This window comes from Novosphingobium sp. BF6 (genome assembly GCF_058273105.1).
Genome location: NZ_CM177775.1, coordinates 3,041,653 through 3,059,731, shown reverse-complemented (window position 1 = coordinate 3,059,731; position 18,079 = coordinate 3,041,653). Strand labels below are relative to the sequence as shown.

Annotated in this window: 16 protein-coding genes, 1 tRNA gene and 1 riboswitch; of the genes, 14 read left to right on the top strand and 3 right to left on the bottom strand. The window is 67.9% G+C overall.

Annotated elements, in window-relative coordinates:
* The first annotated feature begins 180 nt into the window (after window positions 1–180).
* On the top strand, window positions 181–2,277 hold the full coding sequence (locus AC4D6D_RS14855; RefSeq protein ID WP_491325896.1) for a RelA/SpoT family protein: 2,097 nt from the start codon (window positions 181–183) through the stop codon (window positions 2,275–2,277).
* Between the two features lie 11 nt (window positions 2,278–2,288).
* Here AC4D6D_RS14855 and AC4D6D_RS14850 read toward each other — a convergent pair whose 3' ends face one another.
* Both AC4D6D_RS14850 and AC4D6D_RS14845 read right to left on the bottom strand, forming a co-directional pair.
* Window positions 2,289–2,636, bottom strand: coding sequence for a DUF1905 domain-containing protein (locus AC4D6D_RS14850; protein WP_147219553.1), 348 nt, complete (start codon window positions 2,634–2,636; stop codon window positions 2,289–2,291).
* Entirely contained in the window at window positions 2,633–3,700 is a 1,068-nt protein-coding gene (locus AC4D6D_RS14845; protein WP_491325895.1) for a peptidylprolyl isomerase, read from the bottom strand. The genes AC4D6D_RS14850 and AC4D6D_RS14845 overlap by 4 nt, the downstream gene beginning before the upstream one ends.
* Before the next feature lie 78 nt (window positions 3,701–3,778).
* Between AC4D6D_RS14845 and AC4D6D_RS14840 the strand changes: the two genes are divergently transcribed.
* The 5 genes from AC4D6D_RS14840 to paoC all read left to right on the top strand — a co-directional run bounded on the left by AC4D6D_RS14840 (window position 3,779) and on the right by paoC (window position 9,738).
* A tRNA-Ser gene (locus tag AC4D6D_RS14840) sits at window positions 3,779–3,869 on the top strand.
* Window positions 3,870–4,066: 197 nt separating this feature from the next.
* Entirely contained in the window at window positions 4,067–5,776 is a 1,710-nt protein-coding gene (locus AC4D6D_RS14835; protein WP_491325894.1) for a sensor domain-containing diguanylate cyclase, read from the top strand.
* 130 nt (window positions 5,777–5,906) lie between these two features.
* Window positions 5,907–6,596 carry an aldehyde dehydrogenase iron-sulfur subunit PaoA gene (gene paoA, locus AC4D6D_RS14830; RefSeq protein WP_491325893.1) on the top strand — a complete coding sequence of 230 codons (690 nt, stop codon included), beginning with the start codon at window positions 5,907–5,909 and terminating at the stop codon, window positions 6,594–6,596.
* On the top strand, window positions 6,593–7,543 hold the full coding sequence (locus AC4D6D_RS14825) for an FAD binding domain-containing protein (protein WP_491325892.1): 951 nt from the start codon (window positions 6,593–6,595) through the stop codon (window positions 7,541–7,543). Before paoA ends, AC4D6D_RS14825 begins: the two co-directional genes overlap by 4 nt.
* The gene (paoC, locus tag AC4D6D_RS14820; protein WP_491325891.1) at window positions 7,540–9,738 is read left to right on the top strand and encodes an aldehyde oxidoreductase molybdenum-binding subunit PaoC; all 2,199 of its coding nucleotides are present in this window, start codon (window positions 7,540–7,542) and stop codon (window positions 9,736–9,738) included. The genes AC4D6D_RS14825 and paoC overlap by 4 nt, the downstream gene beginning before the upstream one ends.
* On the opposite strand, the gene AC4D6D_RS14815 is transcribed toward paoC, so the two are convergent.
* Window positions 9,735–11,015, bottom strand: coding sequence for a cobyrinic acid a,c-diamide synthase CobB (locus tag AC4D6D_RS14815; protein ID WP_491325890.1), 1,281 nt, complete (start codon window positions 11,013–11,015; stop codon window positions 9,735–9,737). The two genes, paoC and AC4D6D_RS14815, sit on opposite strands and share 4 nt — an antisense overlap.
* A 73-nt stretch (window positions 11,016–11,088) precedes the next feature.
* Window positions 11,089–11,280, top strand: a riboswitch (cobalamin riboswitch).
* Window positions 11,281–11,504: 224 nt separating this feature from the next.
* Between AC4D6D_RS14815 and AC4D6D_RS14810 the strand changes: the two genes are divergently transcribed.
* From AC4D6D_RS14810 to cobU, 8 genes are read left to right on the top strand one after another with little or no spacing between them, the layout of a single operon-like run.
* A complete protein-coding gene (locus tag AC4D6D_RS14810; RefSeq protein WP_491325889.1) occupies window positions 11,505–11,912 on the top strand; it encodes a DUF1636 domain-containing protein in 408 nt (135 codons plus the stop codon).
* Entirely contained in the window at window positions 11,909–12,925 is a 1,017-nt protein-coding gene (gene cobT / locus AC4D6D_RS14805) for a nicotinate-nucleotide--dimethylbenzimidazole phosphoribosyltransferase (RefSeq protein ID WP_491325888.1), read from the top strand. The genes AC4D6D_RS14810 and cobT overlap by 4 nt, the downstream gene beginning before the upstream one ends.
* Complete coding sequence (locus tag AC4D6D_RS14800) at window positions 12,922–13,503, top strand: histidine phosphatase family protein (RefSeq protein WP_491325887.1); 582 nt, start codon at window positions 12,922–12,924, stop codon at window positions 13,501–13,503. Before cobT ends, AC4D6D_RS14800 begins: the two co-directional genes overlap by 4 nt.
* Complete coding sequence (cobS, locus tag AC4D6D_RS14795) at window positions 13,500–14,213, top strand: adenosylcobinamide-GDP ribazoletransferase (RefSeq protein ID WP_491325886.1); 714 nt, start codon at window positions 13,500–13,502, stop codon at window positions 14,211–14,213. Before AC4D6D_RS14800 ends, cobS begins: the two co-directional genes overlap by 4 nt.
* The gene (locus AC4D6D_RS14790; protein ID WP_491325885.1) at window positions 14,210–15,193 is read left to right on the top strand and encodes a threonine-phosphate decarboxylase; all 984 of its coding nucleotides are present in this window, start codon (window positions 14,210–14,212) and stop codon (window positions 15,191–15,193) included. Before cobS ends, AC4D6D_RS14790 begins: the two co-directional genes overlap by 4 nt.
* Window positions 15,190–16,128, top strand: coding sequence for an adenosylcobinamide-phosphate synthase CbiB (gene cbiB, locus AC4D6D_RS14785; RefSeq protein ID WP_491325884.1), 939 nt, complete (start codon window positions 15,190–15,192; stop codon window positions 16,126–16,128). Before AC4D6D_RS14790 ends, cbiB begins: the two co-directional genes overlap by 4 nt.
* A complete protein-coding gene (locus AC4D6D_RS14780; RefSeq protein WP_491325883.1) occupies window positions 16,116–17,570 on the top strand; it encodes a cobyric acid synthase in 1,455 nt (484 codons plus the stop codon). The genes cbiB and AC4D6D_RS14780 overlap by 13 nt, the downstream gene beginning before the upstream one ends.
* The gene (gene cobU, locus AC4D6D_RS14775; RefSeq protein ID WP_491325882.1) at window positions 17,567–18,073 is read left to right on the top strand and encodes a bifunctional adenosylcobinamide kinase/adenosylcobinamide-phosphate guanylyltransferase; all 507 of its coding nucleotides are present in this window, start codon (window positions 17,567–17,569) and stop codon (window positions 18,071–18,073) included. Before AC4D6D_RS14780 ends, cobU begins: the two co-directional genes overlap by 4 nt.
* Window positions 18,074–18,079: the final 6 nt, after the last annotated feature.

Sequence of the window (18,079 nt, the reverse complement as noted above, 5' to 3'; positions counted from 1 at the left end):
CACGCGGCATCGTGCTGCGGCGCAGGTTTTTCGCGGTTTAAGCACCGATCCCGGAAAATCCCTCAGCAAACGATTTCATCGCCTATAGGTGGTGCAGATGTCACAGTTTCGTTGCATAATCTGCACGTGAAGACTCGGCCTCTTGCCGCGCCGCGAAAAATCCTGACATGAAGCCTGGGAATGCTGCGCCAATACGAACTTGTCGAACGCGTGAAGGAATACGCGCCCCAGGCCGATGAGGCCCTGCTCAACCGTGCCTACGTCTATACCGTACAGAAGCACGGCACCCAGAAGCGGGCTTCCGGCGACCCCTATTTCAGCCATCCGGTCGAAGTCGCGGGTCTGATGACCGAGCTGAAGCTCGACCAGCAGACCATCATCACCGCGCTGCTCCACGATACCGTGGAAGACACGCTGGCGACGATCGACGAGATCGAGAAGCTGTTCGGCCCCGACGTCGCGCGTCTGGTGGACGGCGTCACCAAGCTCTCCAAGATCGACGTGATGACCGAGAACGAGCGCGCGGCGGAAAACCTGCGCAAGTTCCTGCTGGCGATGAGCGAGGACTTGCGCGTTCTGCTCGTCAAGCTGGCCGATCGCCTGCACAACATGCGCACCCTCCATTACATCAAGAAGGAGGACAAGCGCCGCCGCATCGCCCGCGAGACCATGGATATCTACGCGCCGCTGGCCGAGCGCGTGGGCATGTACGAATACATGCGCGAGATGCAGATGCTCGCCTTCGAGCAGCTGGAACCCGAAGGCTATGCCACGATCACCGGCCGCCTCGCGCAGATCCGCAGCGAGGAAGGCGGGCAGGTCGACGAGATCGCGCTCTCGATCAAGCAGGCGCTGGCCGAGGCCGGTCTCAACGTCGAGGTCTCGGGCCGCGAGAAGCATCCCTATTCGATCTGGCGCAAGATGGCCGAGCGCCATGTGACCTTCGAGCAGATCACCGATATCATGGCCTTTCGCGTTCTCACTGACAACGTGGAGGAATGCTATCAGGCGCTCGGCGTGCTGCATCAGGCGTGGCAGATGATTCCGGGACGTTTCAAGGACTATATCTCGACGCCCAAGTCGAACGGCTACCAGTCGCTGCACACGGCGCTGATCTTCGAGCGGTCGATGCGCATGGAAGTGCAGATCCGCACGCGCGAGATGCACCGCACAAACGAATTCGGCCTTGCCGCGCACTGGGCCTACAAGCAGGGCGGCGGTACCCGTCCCGACGGCCAGGTCGGCTGGCTGCGCGACCTGATCGAAATCGTCGATGCCAGCCACGATGCCGAGGAACTCCTCGAAAACACCAAGATGGCGATCTACCAGGACCGCATCTTCGCCTTCACCCCCAAGGGCGCGCTGTTCCAGCTGCCCAAGGGCTCGACCGCGGTGGATTTCGCCTATGCGGTCCACACCAATCTCGGCAACGCCACGGTCGGCGCGAAGATCAACGGTCGCCACATGCCGCTGCGCACCCAGCTTGCCAACGGCGACGTGGTGGAGATCATCAAGAGCCCGACTTCCGAGCCGCAGCTGTCCTGGCTGGGCTTCGTCGTCACCGGCAAGGCGCGCGCCTCGATCCGCCGTGCGGTGCGGGCCAAGGAGCGCCAGGAAGTGGCCGAGATCGGCGCCAAGCTGCTCGACGAGATCGTGGGCCGCCTGCCGGGCCGGATCGGCAAGAAGGCGATCGACGGGGCCATCCAGCGCCTCGACATGCGCGACGAGGAAGACCTGATGTTCGCCATCGGCTCGGCGCGGCTCACCGACCGCCAGGTCATGGAAGCGCTGGTGCCGGGCAGCACGGCCGAACTCCCCGACGACGGCGACTGGGCCCATGCCGAGCGGGCGATCTCGATTCGCGGCCTGACGCCGGGTGTCGGTTTCGAACTGGGCGAATGCTGCCACCCGGTCCCGGGCGACCGCATCGTCGGGATCCGGCGCCCCGACCACAAGGTGGAAGTCCATGCGATCGACTGCTTCACCCTGGCCAACGGCGCCGATGTCGACTGGCTTGACTTGTCCTGGGGAGAGCGCACGACCGGCGCGGTCGGCCGCCTCAGCCTCGTGCTCTACAACCGGCCGGGCACTCTGGCGGAAGTGACGCAGATACTCGCTTCCAACCGGGCGAACGTCACCAACCTGCAGATGGTCCACCGTGACGAGCCTTTCGGCACTTACGAGGTGGATCTGGAAGTCAACGATCTTGCGCACCTTACCCGCATCGTCAGCGCCTTGCGCGCCAGCGAGGCGGTTGCGGAAGCGGCCCGCATCTGACCTGGCGGAGGTCAGTATTCCAGGCTGACCTCCACTTCGTCGCCTTCCGCCAGCCTTTCGGCGCGGCGGACGGCGGCCTTCACCGGCAGCAGCCAGACCTGCTGCGGTTCTCCGTCATCGGACTTGCTGGGAAATACCGAAGTCGCAAAAGCGCTGCCGCCGATCCGCGCCTTGACCTTGAGCGAGCCGAACCCGCGCGCGGAACCTTCCAGCTTGCGCATCAACGCCGTGCCGGAAAGCGCCTCGCCCGCCGCGCCGTCGATGGTGAGGAAGTGCCAGGTGCCGCTGCCCGAGCCGCCCGTCCAGCGCCAGAGGCGGCCGGTGTAGGATAGATGCTCGCTGCCGGCTTCGCTGCTCACTTGACCTCCCGGATCGGCAGGGGGACGTTGCAGACGTCCACGCCGCCCGCGGGGTGAATGTAGAAATCGTCCTGCCGGTTGGCGCGCTTGTCCACATAGGCGGCGAAGCTGCGGCTTTCGCTGGAGAGATACTCGTAGACGGGCAGGCCGGTCACTTCGTTGCCCATGCGGATGGAGCGGATCGCCGTGCGCTCCTCCGGCGTCTTGTAGAAGCCGATATCCCCGGTGCCGCGCGGCAGGGCGGAGAGGTTCTCGATCCCCGAAACGACGCGCCCGACGATGGCCACGTTACGGTCGAGCTGACGCGGGGCATGGCCGATCACGGCATAGAGTTCGGCGCCGGTGCCGGTGTCGGGCGAATTGTTCCGGCCCACGCCGACGTAGCCGTAGCAATGGACAGGCCAGGCGTAGGCTGCTGCCAGAGGTTTCCGCTCGGGAAGGAGGGTGGGGATGCCGTTGGTCGCGCTGGTGGATGCGGCCTTCGCGGCAGGTCCGATCCCTGCCGGCCAGCCATTGACGATCATCGTATCGGCGTAAGGGTCGTTGTCTGCCGAGATCAGCTTTGCGAACAGCTTTTCGCCGCTCCTGAAAGTCAGATTGGCGCGCATCTTGCTCGGATCGCCTTCCTTGTCGGAGAGCATGATCGTGCTTGCGATTGCGGAAACGTAGTCGTTCTCGCCGACCACGGAGAGCCCCTTGGGCAGCGGCTTGGCCTTCTGCGGATTCTCGCCCTCGGGATCGCCCCATTGCGCGACGTAATTGTCCTGAACCCGGACCACCGCGATCCCGTCATACCAGCGCGCGGCGACCAGCTTGCGGATATTCCCGACCCAGCCCTGAGAGAACGGGGCGGGAATCAACTGGATCACCACCCGCCGCGCCTTGCCCGCGGCATCGGGGGCAAGGTCCATCACCAGGAGATCGGAAGGCGCGATCCGCTTCCAGTCCCCGGCGGGCGCGGCGGCGACGATATCGTTCGGCGTAAGCGGCGCAGGCGTATCCTCGGCCCGCACGGGAGCGGTCAAAAGGGCGGAAACCACGAAGGCGGAAAAGAATTTTCGCATCGAGTGCGTGATGGCACGTCGAGACGGCTTGCGAAACCTTTCAACGCAGGCTAGGGCGCCCGCCTTACCAGTGCATGCGGAGCGGTGGCCGAGTGGTCGAAGGCGCTCGCCTGGAAAGTGAGTATACGCCAAAAGCGTATCGAGGGTTCGAATCCCTCCCGCTCCGCCAAGCCTTCAATGGGCAAAAGTTGCCCGGCTGTCCCGCATCGGCGCACCGAAATTTCGCATGACGATGGATATTATGTCGAAATCGGTCGAGCAGACCGCTATCTCGGATCTGTGGGTAGCAGTAATCTTCGTCGGACGATTCTAGCGGCGGCACTGGCGGGCGGTCTCTATTTTTCTCTGGCCATCATCGCTCTTCAATTGACGCGCGGAGCTGACGGCATCGCTACCGTCTGGCCGGCCAGCGGGGTTGCCGTGGCGGCGCTCCTGCTGGCGCAGCCGGGCCAGCGGCGATGGGTATTGCTGGCGCTTGGATTCGCCAGCTTTCTGGGCAATCTCGTTTTCAGCGCTCGGCCGGGCCTCGCGCTCGGGTTGACGTGCGCCAATGTGCTGGAGGCGCTGATCGCCTTCGGGGTCATGCGCGACATCCAGCGGCGCAACGATTCGTTCTTCCACATTTCCGCGATCCTGCGGTTCTGTCTCGCCGCGATCTTCGCTTCGGTGGCGAGTGCGACCGTCGCCAGCCTCATCGCCGGAGACAACTTCGGCCACATGTTCCTGTCCTGGCTGACGACCGTGGCGCTAGGCATCCTGATCGTCGTGCCTCTGATCATGAACTTCGTGCATCCCGGCACGAGTGGACCTGCCAGAGGCGTGGGCCATTTCGGGCTCACGGCGCTGGTCCTGGCGCTGGTGGCGGGAATCACCGCTGCGGTCTTCGCCCAATCGACCTATCCGCTGTTGTTCCTGCCATTGCTTTGCGTGCTCTTCGCTACTTACTTCCTCGGCGCGACCGGGGCGACGTGCAGTATCCTGACAATCGCCGCGATCGGTTCGGTGGCGATCTGGCAGGGGCAGGGATCGATCAGCCTGACGGATGGCGGCACCCGGGTGGAAGTGCTGTTCTTCCAGTTCTATCTCTTCACCCTGCTGGTCTCGGCACTTCCACTGGCGGCGCTCATCGCCATGCGCGACCGCAGTTTCGCCGAAGTGGAGCGCGGCAAGCGCTGGCTGGAAATGTCCGAGGGCATCGCCAAAGTCGGGCACTGGCGGCTCGAACTGGCGGAGCAGCGGCTGTTCTGGTCGGGCGAGGTGTTCCGCATTCACGGCCTCGAACCCGGTCTCCTGCCCTCGCTGGACATGGCGGTGAACTTCTATCACCCGGAGGACCGGACGCTGGTGGAAGGCACTTTGGCGCAGAGCCTGGAAACGCTGAGTCCGATCGAGTTCGAAGCACGCATCATCCGCGCGGATGGCGAAATCCGCTACGTCTACAGTTGCAGCGAAGTCGAACTGCGCGAGGACGGCAAGCCGGGGGCGATCTTCGGCATCTTCCAGGACGTGACCAACCGCGTGCTCGCGGCGATGGAACTGGCCAGCGCCCGGGCGAAGGCGGAGGCGCGCGCGGACGAGGCAATCCATCTGGCCGAAACCGACGCGCTGACCGAGATCGCCAATCGCCGCAAAGTCATGGCCTGTCTCGATACCGAGATCGCCAAGGCGGCCATGCTTGGCGGGCCGCTCGCGATCGCGGTGCTGGATATCGACCGTTTCAAGCTCATCAACGACCGTTTCGGCCATGCCGTGGGCGATCAGGTGATCCGCCGGGTGGCGCAAGTCTGTGCGCTGGCGATCCGGGGGGCAGACCTTGTCGGTCGGATCGGCGGGGAGGAATTCCTGATCGTCCTGCCTTCGACCGAGGCGGAAATGGCTTTCGCCGTGGCCGAGCGCGTGCGCCGCGCCGTGGAAACCATCGACTGGGAGCCGCTCGACCTGCCGCCAGTGACGGTCAGCATCGGTCTGGCGTCGAGCCTGGGCGATGTCGACTGCAAGGAACTGATGCTACGCGCGGATCGCGCGCTCTACCAGGCCAAGCACGACGGCCGTAATCTGCTGCGCCAGACCGGCTGAGACCGGGAGCCATTCATCATGAGCTGCGTTCATGACGGCATGCGATTTAGCGCAGTGACGTTTTGCTCACCCATGGGTTATCGTTCCTGACGGACGGCCAACCGTCCCAATGGTGCGAAAAGGACGGGCAATGAACGAAACGTCGAGCGAGGCCTCGCTTGAGGCGGGGCTTTTCGAGGTATCCAGGCGTGCGGTTCTGGCGGGCGGCGTGGCCAGCGTCGGGATTTCCGCCATCCCGTCCGTCGCGGAAGGAGCGGCACCCATGGCACAGCAGCCCCCGACGATGGCGGTTACGTTCAAGGTCAACGGCAAGGCGCAGGCGCTCATGCTGGATACGCGCACGACGCTGCTCGATGCGCTGCGCGATCATATCGGCCTGATGGGCACCAAGAAGGGCTGCGACCACGGCCAGTGCGGGGCCTGCACGGTGCTGGTGAACGGCACGCGCATCAATTCCTGCCTCAGCCTTGCGGTGATGCATGAAGGCGATGCGGTGACGACGATCGAAGGCCTCGGCACGCCGGAAGAGCTGCACCCGATGCAGGCGGCTTTCGTCAAGCATGACGGCTTCCAGTGCGGCTATTGCACGCCGGGGCAGATCTGCTCGGCGGTGGCGGTGCTGGAAGAGATCAAGGCTGGTATTCCCAGCCATGTCCAGGGCGACGTCGGCGGCGCGCCCGAGATGACCGTGCTGGAAATGCGCGAGCGGATGAGCGGCAATCTCTGCCGCTGCGGCGCCTATTCGAACATCGCTGAGGCCATGGCGGAAGTCGCCGGTGTCCGCATCGCGGAAACCCATGATGCGGAGGTTCGGGCATGAAGTCCTTCACCTATGAGCGCGCGAAGACCCCTGCGGCCGCCGCTGCCGCTGTCGCCGCGAACAAGGGCGCCAAGTTCATCGCCGGGGGCACCAACCTGCTCGACCTGATGAAGCTGGAGATCGAGACGCCGACGCATCTGGTCGATGTGCAGGACCTCGGACTCGACCGGATCGAGGAGACGAAGCAAGGCGGCCTGCGCATCGGCACGCTCGTCAGCAATACCGCGCTGGCGGCGGACGCTCGGGTGCGCAAGGACTACGGCGTGCTTACCCGCGCCATCGTTGCGGGCGCCTCGGGGCAATTGCGCAACAAGGCGACGACCGGCGGCAATCTGCTTCAGCGCACCCGCTGCCCCTATTTCTACGATACCAACCAGGCCTGCAACAAGCGGAGGCCCGGCTCCGGCTGCGCGGCGATCGGCGGGTTCAGCCGTCCGCTCGGGGTAATCGGCACCAGCGATGCCTGCATCGCCACCCATCCCAGCGACATGGCGATCGCCCTGCGCGTGCTGGATGCGGCGGTCGAGACCGTCGATGCTTCGGGCAAGACCCGCAGCGTGCCGATCGGCGATTTCCACCGCCTGCCGGGGGATACCCCGCATCTGGAAAACGTGCTCCAGCCCGGCGAGCTGATTACCGCCGTGACTCTGCCCAAGCCATTGGGCGGGCGCCATTTCTACCACAAGGTTCGCGACCGCGCCTCCTATGCCTTCGCGCTCGTCTCGGTGGCGGCGGTTCTGAACGAGGATGGCAGCGGGAGGGTCGCTTTCGGCGGCGTCGCGCCGAAGCCTTGGCGAGTCGAGGCGGCGGATGCGCAGCTTCGAAACGGCGCCGGGGCAACTGCGAAGACGGCCTTTGCCGAAGCGCGGCCCACCCATGAAAACGCCTTCAAGGTCACGCTGGCCGAACGCACGCTGGCGGCGCTTATCGCGGAGAACCGGGCATGAAGTTCGACACGCCTGCGGGCACCAATCCCATCGACGCGATGAAGGTCATCGGCCAGGCCGTCGACCGCGTGGACGGCAAGCTCAAGACCACCGGACAGGCCCCCTACGCCTACGAGCATGGCGAGGTTCCGGCCAAGCCCGCCTACGGTTACGTGATCGGCGCCGGGATCGCCAAGGGGCGCATCGCCTCGTTCCATGCCGAGGAAGCGCGGCGGATGCCGGGGGTCCTGGCGATCGTCTCGGCCGAGAACGCGCAGCCGCTCGGCAAGGGCAACATGAACACCGCCAAGCTGCTCGGCGGGCCGAACGTCGATCACTATCACCAGGCGCTAGCCGTGGTGGTCGCGGAGAGCTTCGAACAGGCGCGCAGCGCCGCCAATGCGGTGCGGATCACATATGACCGCGGGCAGGGACGGTTCGACCTTGCCAAGGCGAAGCCGGGCGCGCAGCCGCTGACCGGCAATGACGCTGACACGCATACGGGCGATTTCGCAGGGGCCTTCGCCTCGGCTCCGGTGCAGTTGGACCAGACCTACACTACGCCCGACCAGAATCATGCGATGATGGAGCCTTTCGCCACGATCGCCTGGTGGGAGGGGGACGCGCTGTCGGTCTGGACCTCGAACCAGATGATCGCCTGGAACAAACGCGAACTGGCCACGACGCTCCAGATGCCGCCGGAGAAAGTTCACGTCCGCTCGCCGTTCATCGGCGGGGGATTCGGCGGCAAGCTGTTCCTGCGCGCCGACGCGGTGATGGCGGCGCTGGGGGCCAAGGCCTGCGGCAGGCCGGTCAAGATCGCGATGCCGCGCCCGCTCATGCTCAACAACGCGACGCACCGCCCGGCGACGATCCAGCGCATTCGTCTGGGCGCGACGAAGGACGGCAAGCTCACCGCGATCGGCCACGAAAGCTGGTCAGGCGACTTGCCCGGCGGCGGCCCGGAATCGGCGACGCAGCAGACGAAGTTGCTTTATGCGGGAGCCAATCGCCTGACCGCCCTGCGGCTGGCCGAACTCGACCTGCCCGAAGCCAATGCCATGCGTGCTCCGGGTGAGGCGCCGGGGCTGATGGCGCTGGAGATCGCCATCGACGAGATGGCCGAGAAGCTGGCGATGGACCCGGTGAAGTTCCGCGTCCTGAACGATACGCAGGTCGATCCCGAGAACCCCAAGCGCCCGTTCTCGCAGCGGAACTTCGTGCGCTGTCTCGAAGACGGGGCCGCGCGGTTCGGCTGGAACCGGCGCAGTGCAAAGCCAGCACAAGTCCGCGAGGGGCGCTGGCTGATCGGCATGGGCGTAGCGGCGGCGTTCCGCAACAACATCAACATGACTTCGGCGGCGCGGGTGCGGCTGGCGGGCGACGGCATGGTCACCGTCGAGACCGACATGACCGATATCGGCACCGGCTCCTACACGATCATCGCCCAGACGGCGGCGGAAATGATGGGCCTGCCGGTCGAGAAAGTGCGCGTGAAGCTGGGCGATTCGTCGTTCCCGGCCTCGGCGGGTTCGGGCGGCCAGTGGGGCGCCAACAGCGCGACCTCCGGCGTCTACGCGGCTTGTGCGAAGCTGCGCGACATGGCGGCGCAGCGGCTCGGCATGGATCCGGCCGCTGCGCAGTTCGTCGATGGCGAGGTCCGCGCGGGCAACCGTTCGGTGGCGCTGGCCGAAGCGGCGAAGTCCGGCGAACTCGTCGCCGAAGAGACGATGCAGTGGGGCGATCTCGGCAAGACGTTCCAGCAATCGACGTTCGGCGCCCATTTCGTCGAGGTGGCGGTCGATTCCTATACCGGCGAGACGCGGGTGCGGCGCATGCTGGCGGTCTGCGCTGCCGGGCGCATCCTCAATCCCAAGACCGCGCGCAGCCAGGTGATCGGGGCGATGACCATGGGCGTCGGCGGCGCGCTGATGGAGGAACTGGCGGTTGACAAGCGCTTCGGCTTCTTCGTCAACCACGACCTCGCCGGGTACGAAGTGCCGGTCCATGCCGATATTCCGCATCAGGAGGTGGTGTTCCTCGACGAGGCGGACGACAAGGTCTCGCCGATGAAGGCCAAGGGCGTGGGCGAACTCGGCCTCTGCGGGGTCGGCGCGGCGGTGGCCAATGCGGTCTACAATGCCACCGGCGTGCGCGTGCGCGACTATCCGATCACGCTCGACAAGTACCTCACGAAGCTGCCTGCGATCGCTTAGCCCAGCAAGTTCGCAATCAGCTCCGGCGCGGATGGGAAGTAGAAGTGCATGTAGCTCGCGGTGAGCGAGCCTTGCCGGAATATCCGCTCGCCCTTGCGCCCATCCGGCGTCCGGGCGAGCGCGATGGGTTCGAGGGCTGTCTCCAGCCGCGAATAGTGGAAGGTGTGGCCGCGCACGGCATGGCCCGCCAGTTCCGCTTCCTGCATGCCGAGCGCGACCAGCCGTTTCTGCATGGTTGCGCTCGCGGGGAGCAGGCCCAGCATCGGCGCGCCGAGACCTGCCGCGTCCGCAAGCGTTTCGCAGGCGTAAAGCATGCCGCCGCACTCGGCGAGGATCGGTTTTCCGGCTCGGAAGTGCTCCCGGATCGCCTCGATCATCGCCCGATTGGCGGAAAGCGCGGCGAGATGAAGCTCGGGGTAGCCGCCCGGCAGCCACAGCGCATCGCAGTCCGGCAAGGCCTCATCGCGCAGGGGCGAGAAGAACGAGAGCCGCGCGCCCGCCCGTTCGAGAAAGTCGAGGTTTGCCCGGTAGATGAAGCCGAAAGCCTCGTCGCGGGCGATGGCGATGCGCCTGCCCGACAGCGCAGCGGGGATCGGCGCGGCGGCGCGGGGGGCCGGGAAGGACACCGGCTCGGGCAGCCAGAGCGCGCTTTCGGGGAGCAGGTCGGCGGCGCGGTCGATACGGGCTTCGATATCCGCGACTTCGCCCGCCTGCACGAGGCCGAGATGGCGTTCGGGCAGGGCCATGTCCTCGTCGCGCCGCATCGCGCCGAGCCATTGCACGCTGTCCGGCATACCTCGTTCCAGCAGTTCGGCATGGCGCTCGCTGCCGACTCGATTGGCGAGCACGGCGGCCAAGGTCACGCCGTCCCGATAGGTAGCGAGGCCGTGGACGAGCGCGCCGAAGGTCTGGGCCATCGAGGACCCATCCATCACCGCCATGACCGGCAGGCCGAAGTGCCGGGCGAGGTCGGCGGAGGAGGGGGTGCCGTCGAACAGGCCCATGACCCCTTCGATCAGGATCAGGTCCGCCTCCCGTGCCGCCTCGTGCAGCAGGGCGCGGCACTGGTCCTCGCCGCACATGAACAGGTCGAGCTGGTGGACCGGCGCGCCGCTGGCCACTTCGTGGACCATCGGGTCGAGGAAATCCGGCCCGCACTTGAACACCCGCACCCGGCGTCCGGCGCGGACATGGCGGCGGGCGAGGGCGGCGGTGACGAGGGTCTTGCCCTGTCCCGAAGACGGCGCAGTGACGAGCAGGGCGGGACAGGCGGTCATCGGCGCCGGGACCTATGGCACTTCGCGGGGGCGCGCAAGCGGCGCGCTCTTGCACGCCGGGCCGCCACCCGATAGGGCCACGCCTGCGACAGGTTCCCCGCAAGGGGATCAAAAGGGAACGCGGGTTCAAGGCCCCGGCTGCCCCTGCAACTGTAAGCGGCGAGCCGTGCGGCCATTTCGCCATTGGGGGCGTAAGCTCCTGAGAAGGCGGCCGAACCGGCACCGACCCGTGAGCCAGGAGACCTGCCTGCCGCAGTCGTTCTTCGACCGGACAGGGTGAGCCGGACGAACGGGGTCATGCCTCGCAGAGCGACAGCCACTGCCGTGCCGTCTTGCGGCGCGAGAGGGCCTGTCGTCGCCTGCCGCGATCGCATGTCCTTCGCCTGCACGTCGGCCCGGCCGGGTTCGATGCTCGCTTGAAGGACATGCCGTGAACTGCCGAATTTCCATTGCCGGAACTCCCTGCCTCGGGCTGAGGAGCGGCTGCTGATGCTGCATCCCGTCGAACCCGGCCCTTCCGTGGTGGTGTGCAATACCTGCCGTCACTCCGCCGAAACGCGCGAGGACGCAAACGGGCAGCGCGGCGGCGCGGTGCTGGCCGAGGCCATGCGCGCGGTGCAGGCTGCCGAGCCGGACCTTCAGGGCGTGGCGGTTCAGGAAATGCCCTGCCTCTTCGCCTGCCAGCGCCACTGCACCGTGGCGATCCGCGCACCGGGCAAGCTCGGCTATGTGCTCGGCGACTTCACGCCGGACGCGGACGCGGCCCGCGCTATTCTCGAATATGCTTCGCGCCATGCCGCCAGCGAGCACGGGCAGGTGCCTTACCGCGAATGGCCGCAGGGCGTGAAGGGCCACTTCATCACCCGCACCCCGCCCGAAGGGTACATCGGCACATGATCCGGTTCGAGAACCGCGCCGCCTTCGCCGCCGCGCTCGCCGACCTGCCCGAGCCCGACCTCGCCGCGCTGGAAGCCGCGCGCGCGCGTCAGGCGGTGCTCACAAAGCCGCTCGGCTCGCTCGGGCGGCTGGAGGAGATCGCGGTGTTCATGGCGGGCTGGCAGGGCCGCGCGCGTCCCCGCGCCGACCGCATCCGCGCGGTGATCTTCGCAGGCAACCATGGCGTCGCCGCGCGCGGGGTCAGTGCCTATCCGCCGGAAGTCACCGTGCAGATGGTCACCAATTTCAAGGCGGGCGGCGCGGCGATCAATGCGCTGACGGCGGCCTGCGGTGCGCAGCTGGCGGTCGTCCCGCTCGATCTCGCGTGCCCGACCGGGGACATCACCCGCGAACCGGCGATGAGCGAGGCGGAGTGTCTGGCGGCCCTCAATGCCGGGGCGGCTGCGGTCATGGCGGATAGCGACCTGTTCTTCGTGGGCGAGATGGGCATTGGCAATACGACGCCCGCCGCCGCGCTGGCCGCGCAAGTCTTCGGCGGCGAGGCAGCGGAATGGATCGGGCGCGGCACCGGCCTCGACGATGCGGGCCTCGCGCGGAAGGCCGAGGCGGTCGCGGCGGCCCTTGCGCTGCACGGGGCCGATTGCACCGACGCTTTCGAGACTTTGCGCCGGCTCGGCGGGCGGGAGATCGCGGCCATGGCGGGGGCGGTGCTGGCGGCGCGGCATTTGCGGGTGCCGGTCCTGCTCGACGGGTTCATCGCCTGCGCGGCCCTTGCGCCGCTGCTGGCGGACAATGCCGCTTTTCTCGGCCACTGCCTTGCCGCGCATTGCTCGGCCGAGGCGGGACACGTGCGTCTGCTCGAACGCTTTGGGCTGGACCCGTTGCTGCACCTCGGCATGAGGCTGGGCGAAGGTTCGGGCGCGGCGGTGGCGGCGCAGATCGTGCGCTCGGCGCTGGCCGCGCATGACGGCATGGCGACTTTTGCCGAGGCGGCGGTCGCAGGGGCTGCATGAACGGCGTGCTCGTCCACCTCATGCGCCACGGCGCGCCGGTAAAACCGGGGCTGCTGCTCGGCCACCGCGACGATCCGTCGACGCCTGCCGGGGTAGCACACTGCGTGACGCGGGCGGCGGGCCTGACGTTCGAGCGGGTGGTTTCGTCCGACCTGCAAAGGTCGAGCATTCCCGCCGCGCAGATCGCGGCCCTGCGTCGGCGGCGGCATGACCTCGACCTGCGCTGGCGTGAAATCGACTTCGGCGACTGGGACGGTCTTGCCCCGCAGCAACTCGATCCGGCCGTGCAGGCCCGGTTCTGGGACGATCCCGAGACCCATGCCCCGCCCGGCGGCGAGCGCTGGTCGCAGCTTTGCACCCGCATCGGCGAGGCGCTCACTGAGATCGACCGCGCCAGCCTGATCCTCACCCATGGCGGCGCCATGCGCGCGGCGCTTTCGGTGCTGTTCGGCTTCGATCACCGGCAGGTCTGGGCCTTCGAACTGCCTTACGGCGCGCTGGTCAGCCTGCGCCTCTGGCCGGGCGAGGGCCTGCCCGCCGCGCAGATCCTCACGCTGGATAGCGGGAAGACGGCATGAGGCGGCTCGTCCTCGCGCTCCAGTTCCTGACGCGCCTGCCGCTTCCGCCAGTGCGGGCCGATGCCGAGGACTTCGCGAAATCGATGCGCTGGTTTCCGCTGGCGGGACTGGCCGTGGGCGGCCCCGTGGCGGGAGCCTGGTGGCTGGGAAGCCGTCTGGGCGATTCGTGGCTTGCAGCCCTGTTGGGACTGGCGGCCTGGATCGGCATTACCGGCGCGCTGCACCTCGACGGGCTGGGCGACGTGGCGGACGGCGCGGGTGCGGCGCACAAGGACCGCGCGCGGCTGTCGGCGGTCATGGCCGATCCGCATGTCGGAAGCTTTGCGGTCGTGGCGATCGTCCTGCAACTGCTCGCGAAGCTGGTGCTGCTTCATGCCCTCGCGCCGGGAGCGGTCTGGGCCTTGCTGCTCGTCGCCCCGCTCGCGCGGATCGCGCCGCTCGTCTGGGCGCTGGCGCTGCCGCCGCTGCACGAAGGGCTGGGTAGCCGGTTCCGCAGCGCGGTGACGTGGTGGCACGTCGGTTTCTGGGGCCTGATTGCGGCGATCCTCATTCTGCTCGTCGCACCGCCCTTGCTGGCGTTGTTCCTTGCCGTTCCGCTCTGGGGCTACTGGCTAAAACGCCGGATCGGCGGCATTTCCGGCGACGGCCATGGCGCCGGGATCGAGGTGGTCGAGACCCTGCTGCTGCTTGCGCTGGTGGCGATCCGGTGAGCGGGGCCTTCGTCTTCCACGGCGGCCGCGTGAGCGAGGCGGCGCGGGCCTATGGCGGCGCGCCGGAGGACTGGCTGGATCTTTCGACCGGCCTCAACCCCCGGCCATGGCCGGTGACGCAGATCACCGACTGGACCGCCTTGCCCGATCCCGACGCGCTCGCCCGCCTCGAAGCCGAGGCTGCGCGCCATTTCGGTGTAGCGCCGGGTCTGTGCTGCGCAGTGCCGGGCAGCGAGACCGCGCTGCGCCTGCTCGCCAAGGCGCTCGACCTGCCGGGGCGCGCGTTGGTCCCCGCCTATCGCACCCACCGCGAGGCGTTCTTCCCCTCCCGCCCGGCGCAGTTCGGCGAGCAACCGAAGGCGAAGGAAGTCTTCGTCCTCGCCAATCCCAACAACCCCGACGGGGTGCTGCGCGCGCCCGAGGCGGTGATCGAATGGGCCGAGCGGATCGACGAAAGCGGCGGCTTCCTGATCGTCGACGAGGCCTTCGCCGACTGCCACCCCGAAGCCAGCGTCGCCCGTGCCGTCGCGCCGGGGTTCCGGATGATCGTCCTGCGCTCGTTCGGGAAATTCTTCGGCCTTGCGGGGCTGCGGCTGGGCTTCGTGCTGGGGCCGCCCGCGCTCATGATGCTGCTGCGGCAGATGCTGGGCAGCTGGCCGGTCCACGCGGCGGCGCTCTCGCTGGGGACGGCGGCCTATGCCGACCATGCATGGATCGCCCGGACGCGCGAGGAACTCCCCGCTCGTGCGGATGCGCTCGATGCCGTACTGCGCCGTCACGGGCTTGAGCCGGAGGGCGAATGCCCGCTGTTCCGGCTTGTCACCGGCTGCGAGGGACAGGCGCTGTTTGCGCGATTGGCATCCGCGCGCATCCTCGTGCGGCCCTTCGCCGAACATCCGGGCTGGGTGCGCTTCGGCGTCCCCGCCGATACCGAGGCGCTTGCCCGTCTCGACGAGGCCCTTTCCGGGATCGCGCGATGATCGAGCCGGTCGCCTTTGCCGCCATGGCGCTGGAAGGCGCGCTCGGTTGGCCGGGGCGGCTCTATGGCCTGATCGGTCATCCGGTCGGGCTGTTTGCGAAAGTCATTTCCGGCTCGGAGCGCAGGCTCAACCGCGCGGACTGGTCCGACATGGCGCGGCGGCTCGCCGGTCTTGGCGCGATGCTGGGGCTGATCGCGGCAGTGCTGCTCGGCATGGGGCTGGTGGTCTGGTTGGTGCGCGGCTGGGCCGGAGAATGGGCATGGCTGCCGCTCGCGCTGCTCGCATGGCCTGCGCTTGCGGCGCGTAGTCTCGACGATCATGTCCGCCCGGTGCTTGCCGCGCTGGAAGCGGGTGATCTGGCCGAGGCACGCCATGCCGTCGGCATGATCGTCGGCCGCGATACGGCGGGTCTCGACGAGGCGGGCGTCGTGCGCGCCGCCATCGAGAGCCTTGCCGAGAGCTTCTGCGACGGCGTGGCGGCGCCGCTGTTCTGGCTGCTGCTCGGCGGTGTGCCGGGGGCCTGGGCCTACAAGGCGATCAACACCGCGGACAGCCTGATCGGCCATCCCGAGGAACCGCTGCGTGCCTATGGCTGGGCGGCGGCGCGGATCGACGATCTGGCGAACCTCCTTCCCGCGCGGCTGGCGGGCCTGCTGCTCTGCGTCGCCGGACTGGGCGGCTGGCGGGTCATGCTGCGCGACCATGCGCGGCACGCCTCGCCCAATGCCGGTTGGCCCGAGGCGGCGATGGCGGGGGCGCTCGGCGTGCGGCTGGCGGGACCGATCGTCTACGACGGAGTCCTTGCCCCCAAGCCGTGGATCGGGGAGGAGGGCCGCACGGCAGGCGCGGCGGACTTGCGGCGGGCACTGGCGATCTATCGCCGGGCCTGCGTCCTGCTCGCTTTTATTGCATTGGGAGTCGCATGGCTGGTTTGATGTTGCAGGGGACCGGCTCGGATGTCGGCAAGTCCGTGCTGGTGGCGGGGCTGTGCCGCGCACTTGCCAATCGCGGGCTGAAAGTCCTGCCGTTCAAGCCGCAGAACATGTCGAACAACGCCGCCGTCACCCCGGAAGGCGGCGAGATCGGCCGGGCGCAAGCGCTTCAGGCCCTTGCCGCACGGGTGCCGCTTCATGTCGACATGAACCCGGTGCTGCTCAAGCCGCAGGCCGACCGGACCTCGCAGCTCGTGGTCCATGGGCAAGTCCGCGGCACGCTCGGCAGCGCGAATTTCCGCGAGGCGCGCCGCACCCTGCTGCCCGAAGTGCTGGCCAGTTATCGCCGTCTTGAGGCGCGCTGCGATCTCGTGGTGGTGGAAGGCGCGGGCTCTCCGGCGGAGATCAACTTGCGCGCCGGGGACATTGCCAACATGGGCTTCGCGCGCGAGGCCGGGGTGCCGGTGGTGCTCGTCGGCGATATCGACCGGGGCGGGGTGATCGCAGCGGTCGCCGGAACGCGGGCGGTGATCGATCCCGAGGACGCGGCGATGATCCGGGGGTTCCTCATCAACAAGTTCCGGGGCGATCCGGCGCTCTTCGCCGACGGCTATGCGGCGATCGAGCGGCTGTCCGGCTGGCGCGGCTACGGCGTCATGCCCTGGGCGCGTGCGGTCGGGCGCCTGCCGAGCGAGGATGCCGTGGTGCTGGAACGCGGGCTGGGCGGGGGGAGCGGCAAGCTGCTCGTCGCCTGCCCGATCCTGCCGCGCATCGCCAATTTCGACGATCTCGATCCGCTGCGGCAGGAGTCCGGCGTGGAGGTGGCAATGATCCCGCCCGGCACGCCGATCCCGGCCGAGGCGGGGCTCATCGTGCTGCCCGGCTCCAAGGCGACGATGGCCGACATGGCCTTTCTGCGTGCCGAGGGCTGGGACATCGACGTGCTCGCGCATCATCGACGCGGCGGCATGATCCTCGGTATCTGCGGGGGGTATCAGATGCTGGGACATTCGATCGCGGACCCGCTCGGCATCGAGGGGCCGCCGGGCGAGATCGCCGGGCTGGGCCTGCTCGATGTGACGACGGTGCTGGGCGACCGCAAGGCCCTGCGCGAGGTTTCGGGCCGGGCGCTGGGCGCGGACCTGACCGGCTACGAAATGCACATGGGCGTGACCGAGCGGGGGCAGGCGAAGCCTTTTGCCCTGCTCGGCGGCGAGCGCCCCGATGGCGCTATCGATGGTTCGGGGCGGGTCATGGGGACCTATTGCCATGGCCTGCTGGCCTCGACGGGCTTGCGCGCCGAACTCATGGCGCGGCTCGGCGGGGAGAGCGACGGGCTGGATCATCACGTCGGGGTCGATGCCGCGCTCGACGAACTCGCCGCCGAGATGGAGCGGCATATCGACATCGACGGCCTGTTGGCCCTCACGGAGTACCGCGCATGACCTCTACCCTCGTGCTGGGCGGCGCCCGTTCCGGCAAGAGCCGCCATGCCCAGGCACTCATCGAAGCCCATCCGGGGCGGCTGGTCTATATCGCCACCGCCAAGGCGCTCGACGACGAGATGGAAGTGCGGATCGCTCGCCATCGCGAAGATCGCGGGCCGCGCTGGTCGACGCTGGAAGCGCCTGTGGACCTTGTGGGAGGAATCGAGCGCGCCGCGCGCGAGGCGGACGCCGTGCTGGTCGATTGCCTGACGCTCTGGCTGTCCAACCTGATGCTGGCGGATGCGGTCCTGCAACCGCAGTTCGACGGTCTGTGCCGGGCGATCGCGGATTGTCCTCGGCCGCTGGTGCTGGTGGCCAACGAAGTGGGACTGGGGATCGTGCCGGACACACCGCTGGGGCGGCGCTTCCGCGACGAGGCGGGGCGGCTCAACCAGCAGGTCGCGGCTACGGTGGAGCACGCGGTGTTCGTGGCGGCGGGATTGCCGCTGACGCTGAAGTAGGCGGCA

Excerpts from the sequence above, each read along its gene's own strand:
- AC4D6D_RS14780 (WP_491325883.1), top strand. The coding sequence starts at position 16,116 with ATGGCTGGTTTGATGTTGCAGGGGACCGGCTCGGATGTCGGCAAGTCC.
- cobT (WP_491325888.1), top strand. The coding sequence starts at position 11,909 with ATGATCCGGTTCGAGAACCGCGCCGCCTTCGCCGCCGCGCTCGCCGAC.
- cbiB (WP_491325884.1), top strand. The coding sequence starts at position 15,190 with ATGATCGAGCCGGTCGCCTTTGCCGCCATGGCGCTGGAAGGCGCGCTC.
- AC4D6D_RS14845 (WP_491325895.1), bottom strand. The coding sequence starts at position 3,700 with ATGCGAAAATTCTTTTCCGCCTTCGTGGTTTCCGCCCTTTTGACCGCT.
- AC4D6D_RS14855 (WP_491325896.1), top strand. The coding sequence starts at position 181 with ATGCTGCGCCAATACGAACTTGTCGAACGCGTGAAGGAATACGCGCCC.
- paoA (WP_491325893.1), top strand. The coding sequence starts at position 5,907 with ATGAACGAAACGTCGAGCGAGGCCTCGCTTGAGGCGGGGCTTTTCGAG.
- AC4D6D_RS14825 (WP_491325892.1), top strand. The coding sequence starts at position 6,593 with ATGAAGTCCTTCACCTATGAGCGCGCGAAGACCCCTGCGGCCGCCGCT.
- cobU (WP_491325882.1), top strand. The coding sequence starts at position 17,567 with ATGACCTCTACCCTCGTGCTGGGCGGCGCCCGTTCCGGCAAGAGCCGC.
- AC4D6D_RS14815 (WP_491325890.1), bottom strand. The coding sequence starts at position 11,015 with ATGACCGCCTGTCCCGCCCTGCTCGTCACTGCGCCGTCTTCGGGACAG.
- AC4D6D_RS14810 (WP_491325889.1), top strand. The coding sequence starts at position 11,505 with ATGCTGCATCCCGTCGAACCCGGCCCTTCCGTGGTGGTGTGCAATACC.
- cobS (WP_491325886.1), top strand. The coding sequence starts at position 13,500 with ATGAGGCGGCTCGTCCTCGCGCTCCAGTTCCTGACGCGCCTGCCGCTT.
- AC4D6D_RS14800 (WP_491325887.1), top strand. The coding sequence starts at position 12,922 with ATGAACGGCGTGCTCGTCCACCTCATGCGCCACGGCGCGCCGGTAAAA.
- paoC (WP_491325891.1), top strand. The coding sequence starts at position 7,540 with ATGAAGTTCGACACGCCTGCGGGCACCAATCCCATCGACGCGATGAAG.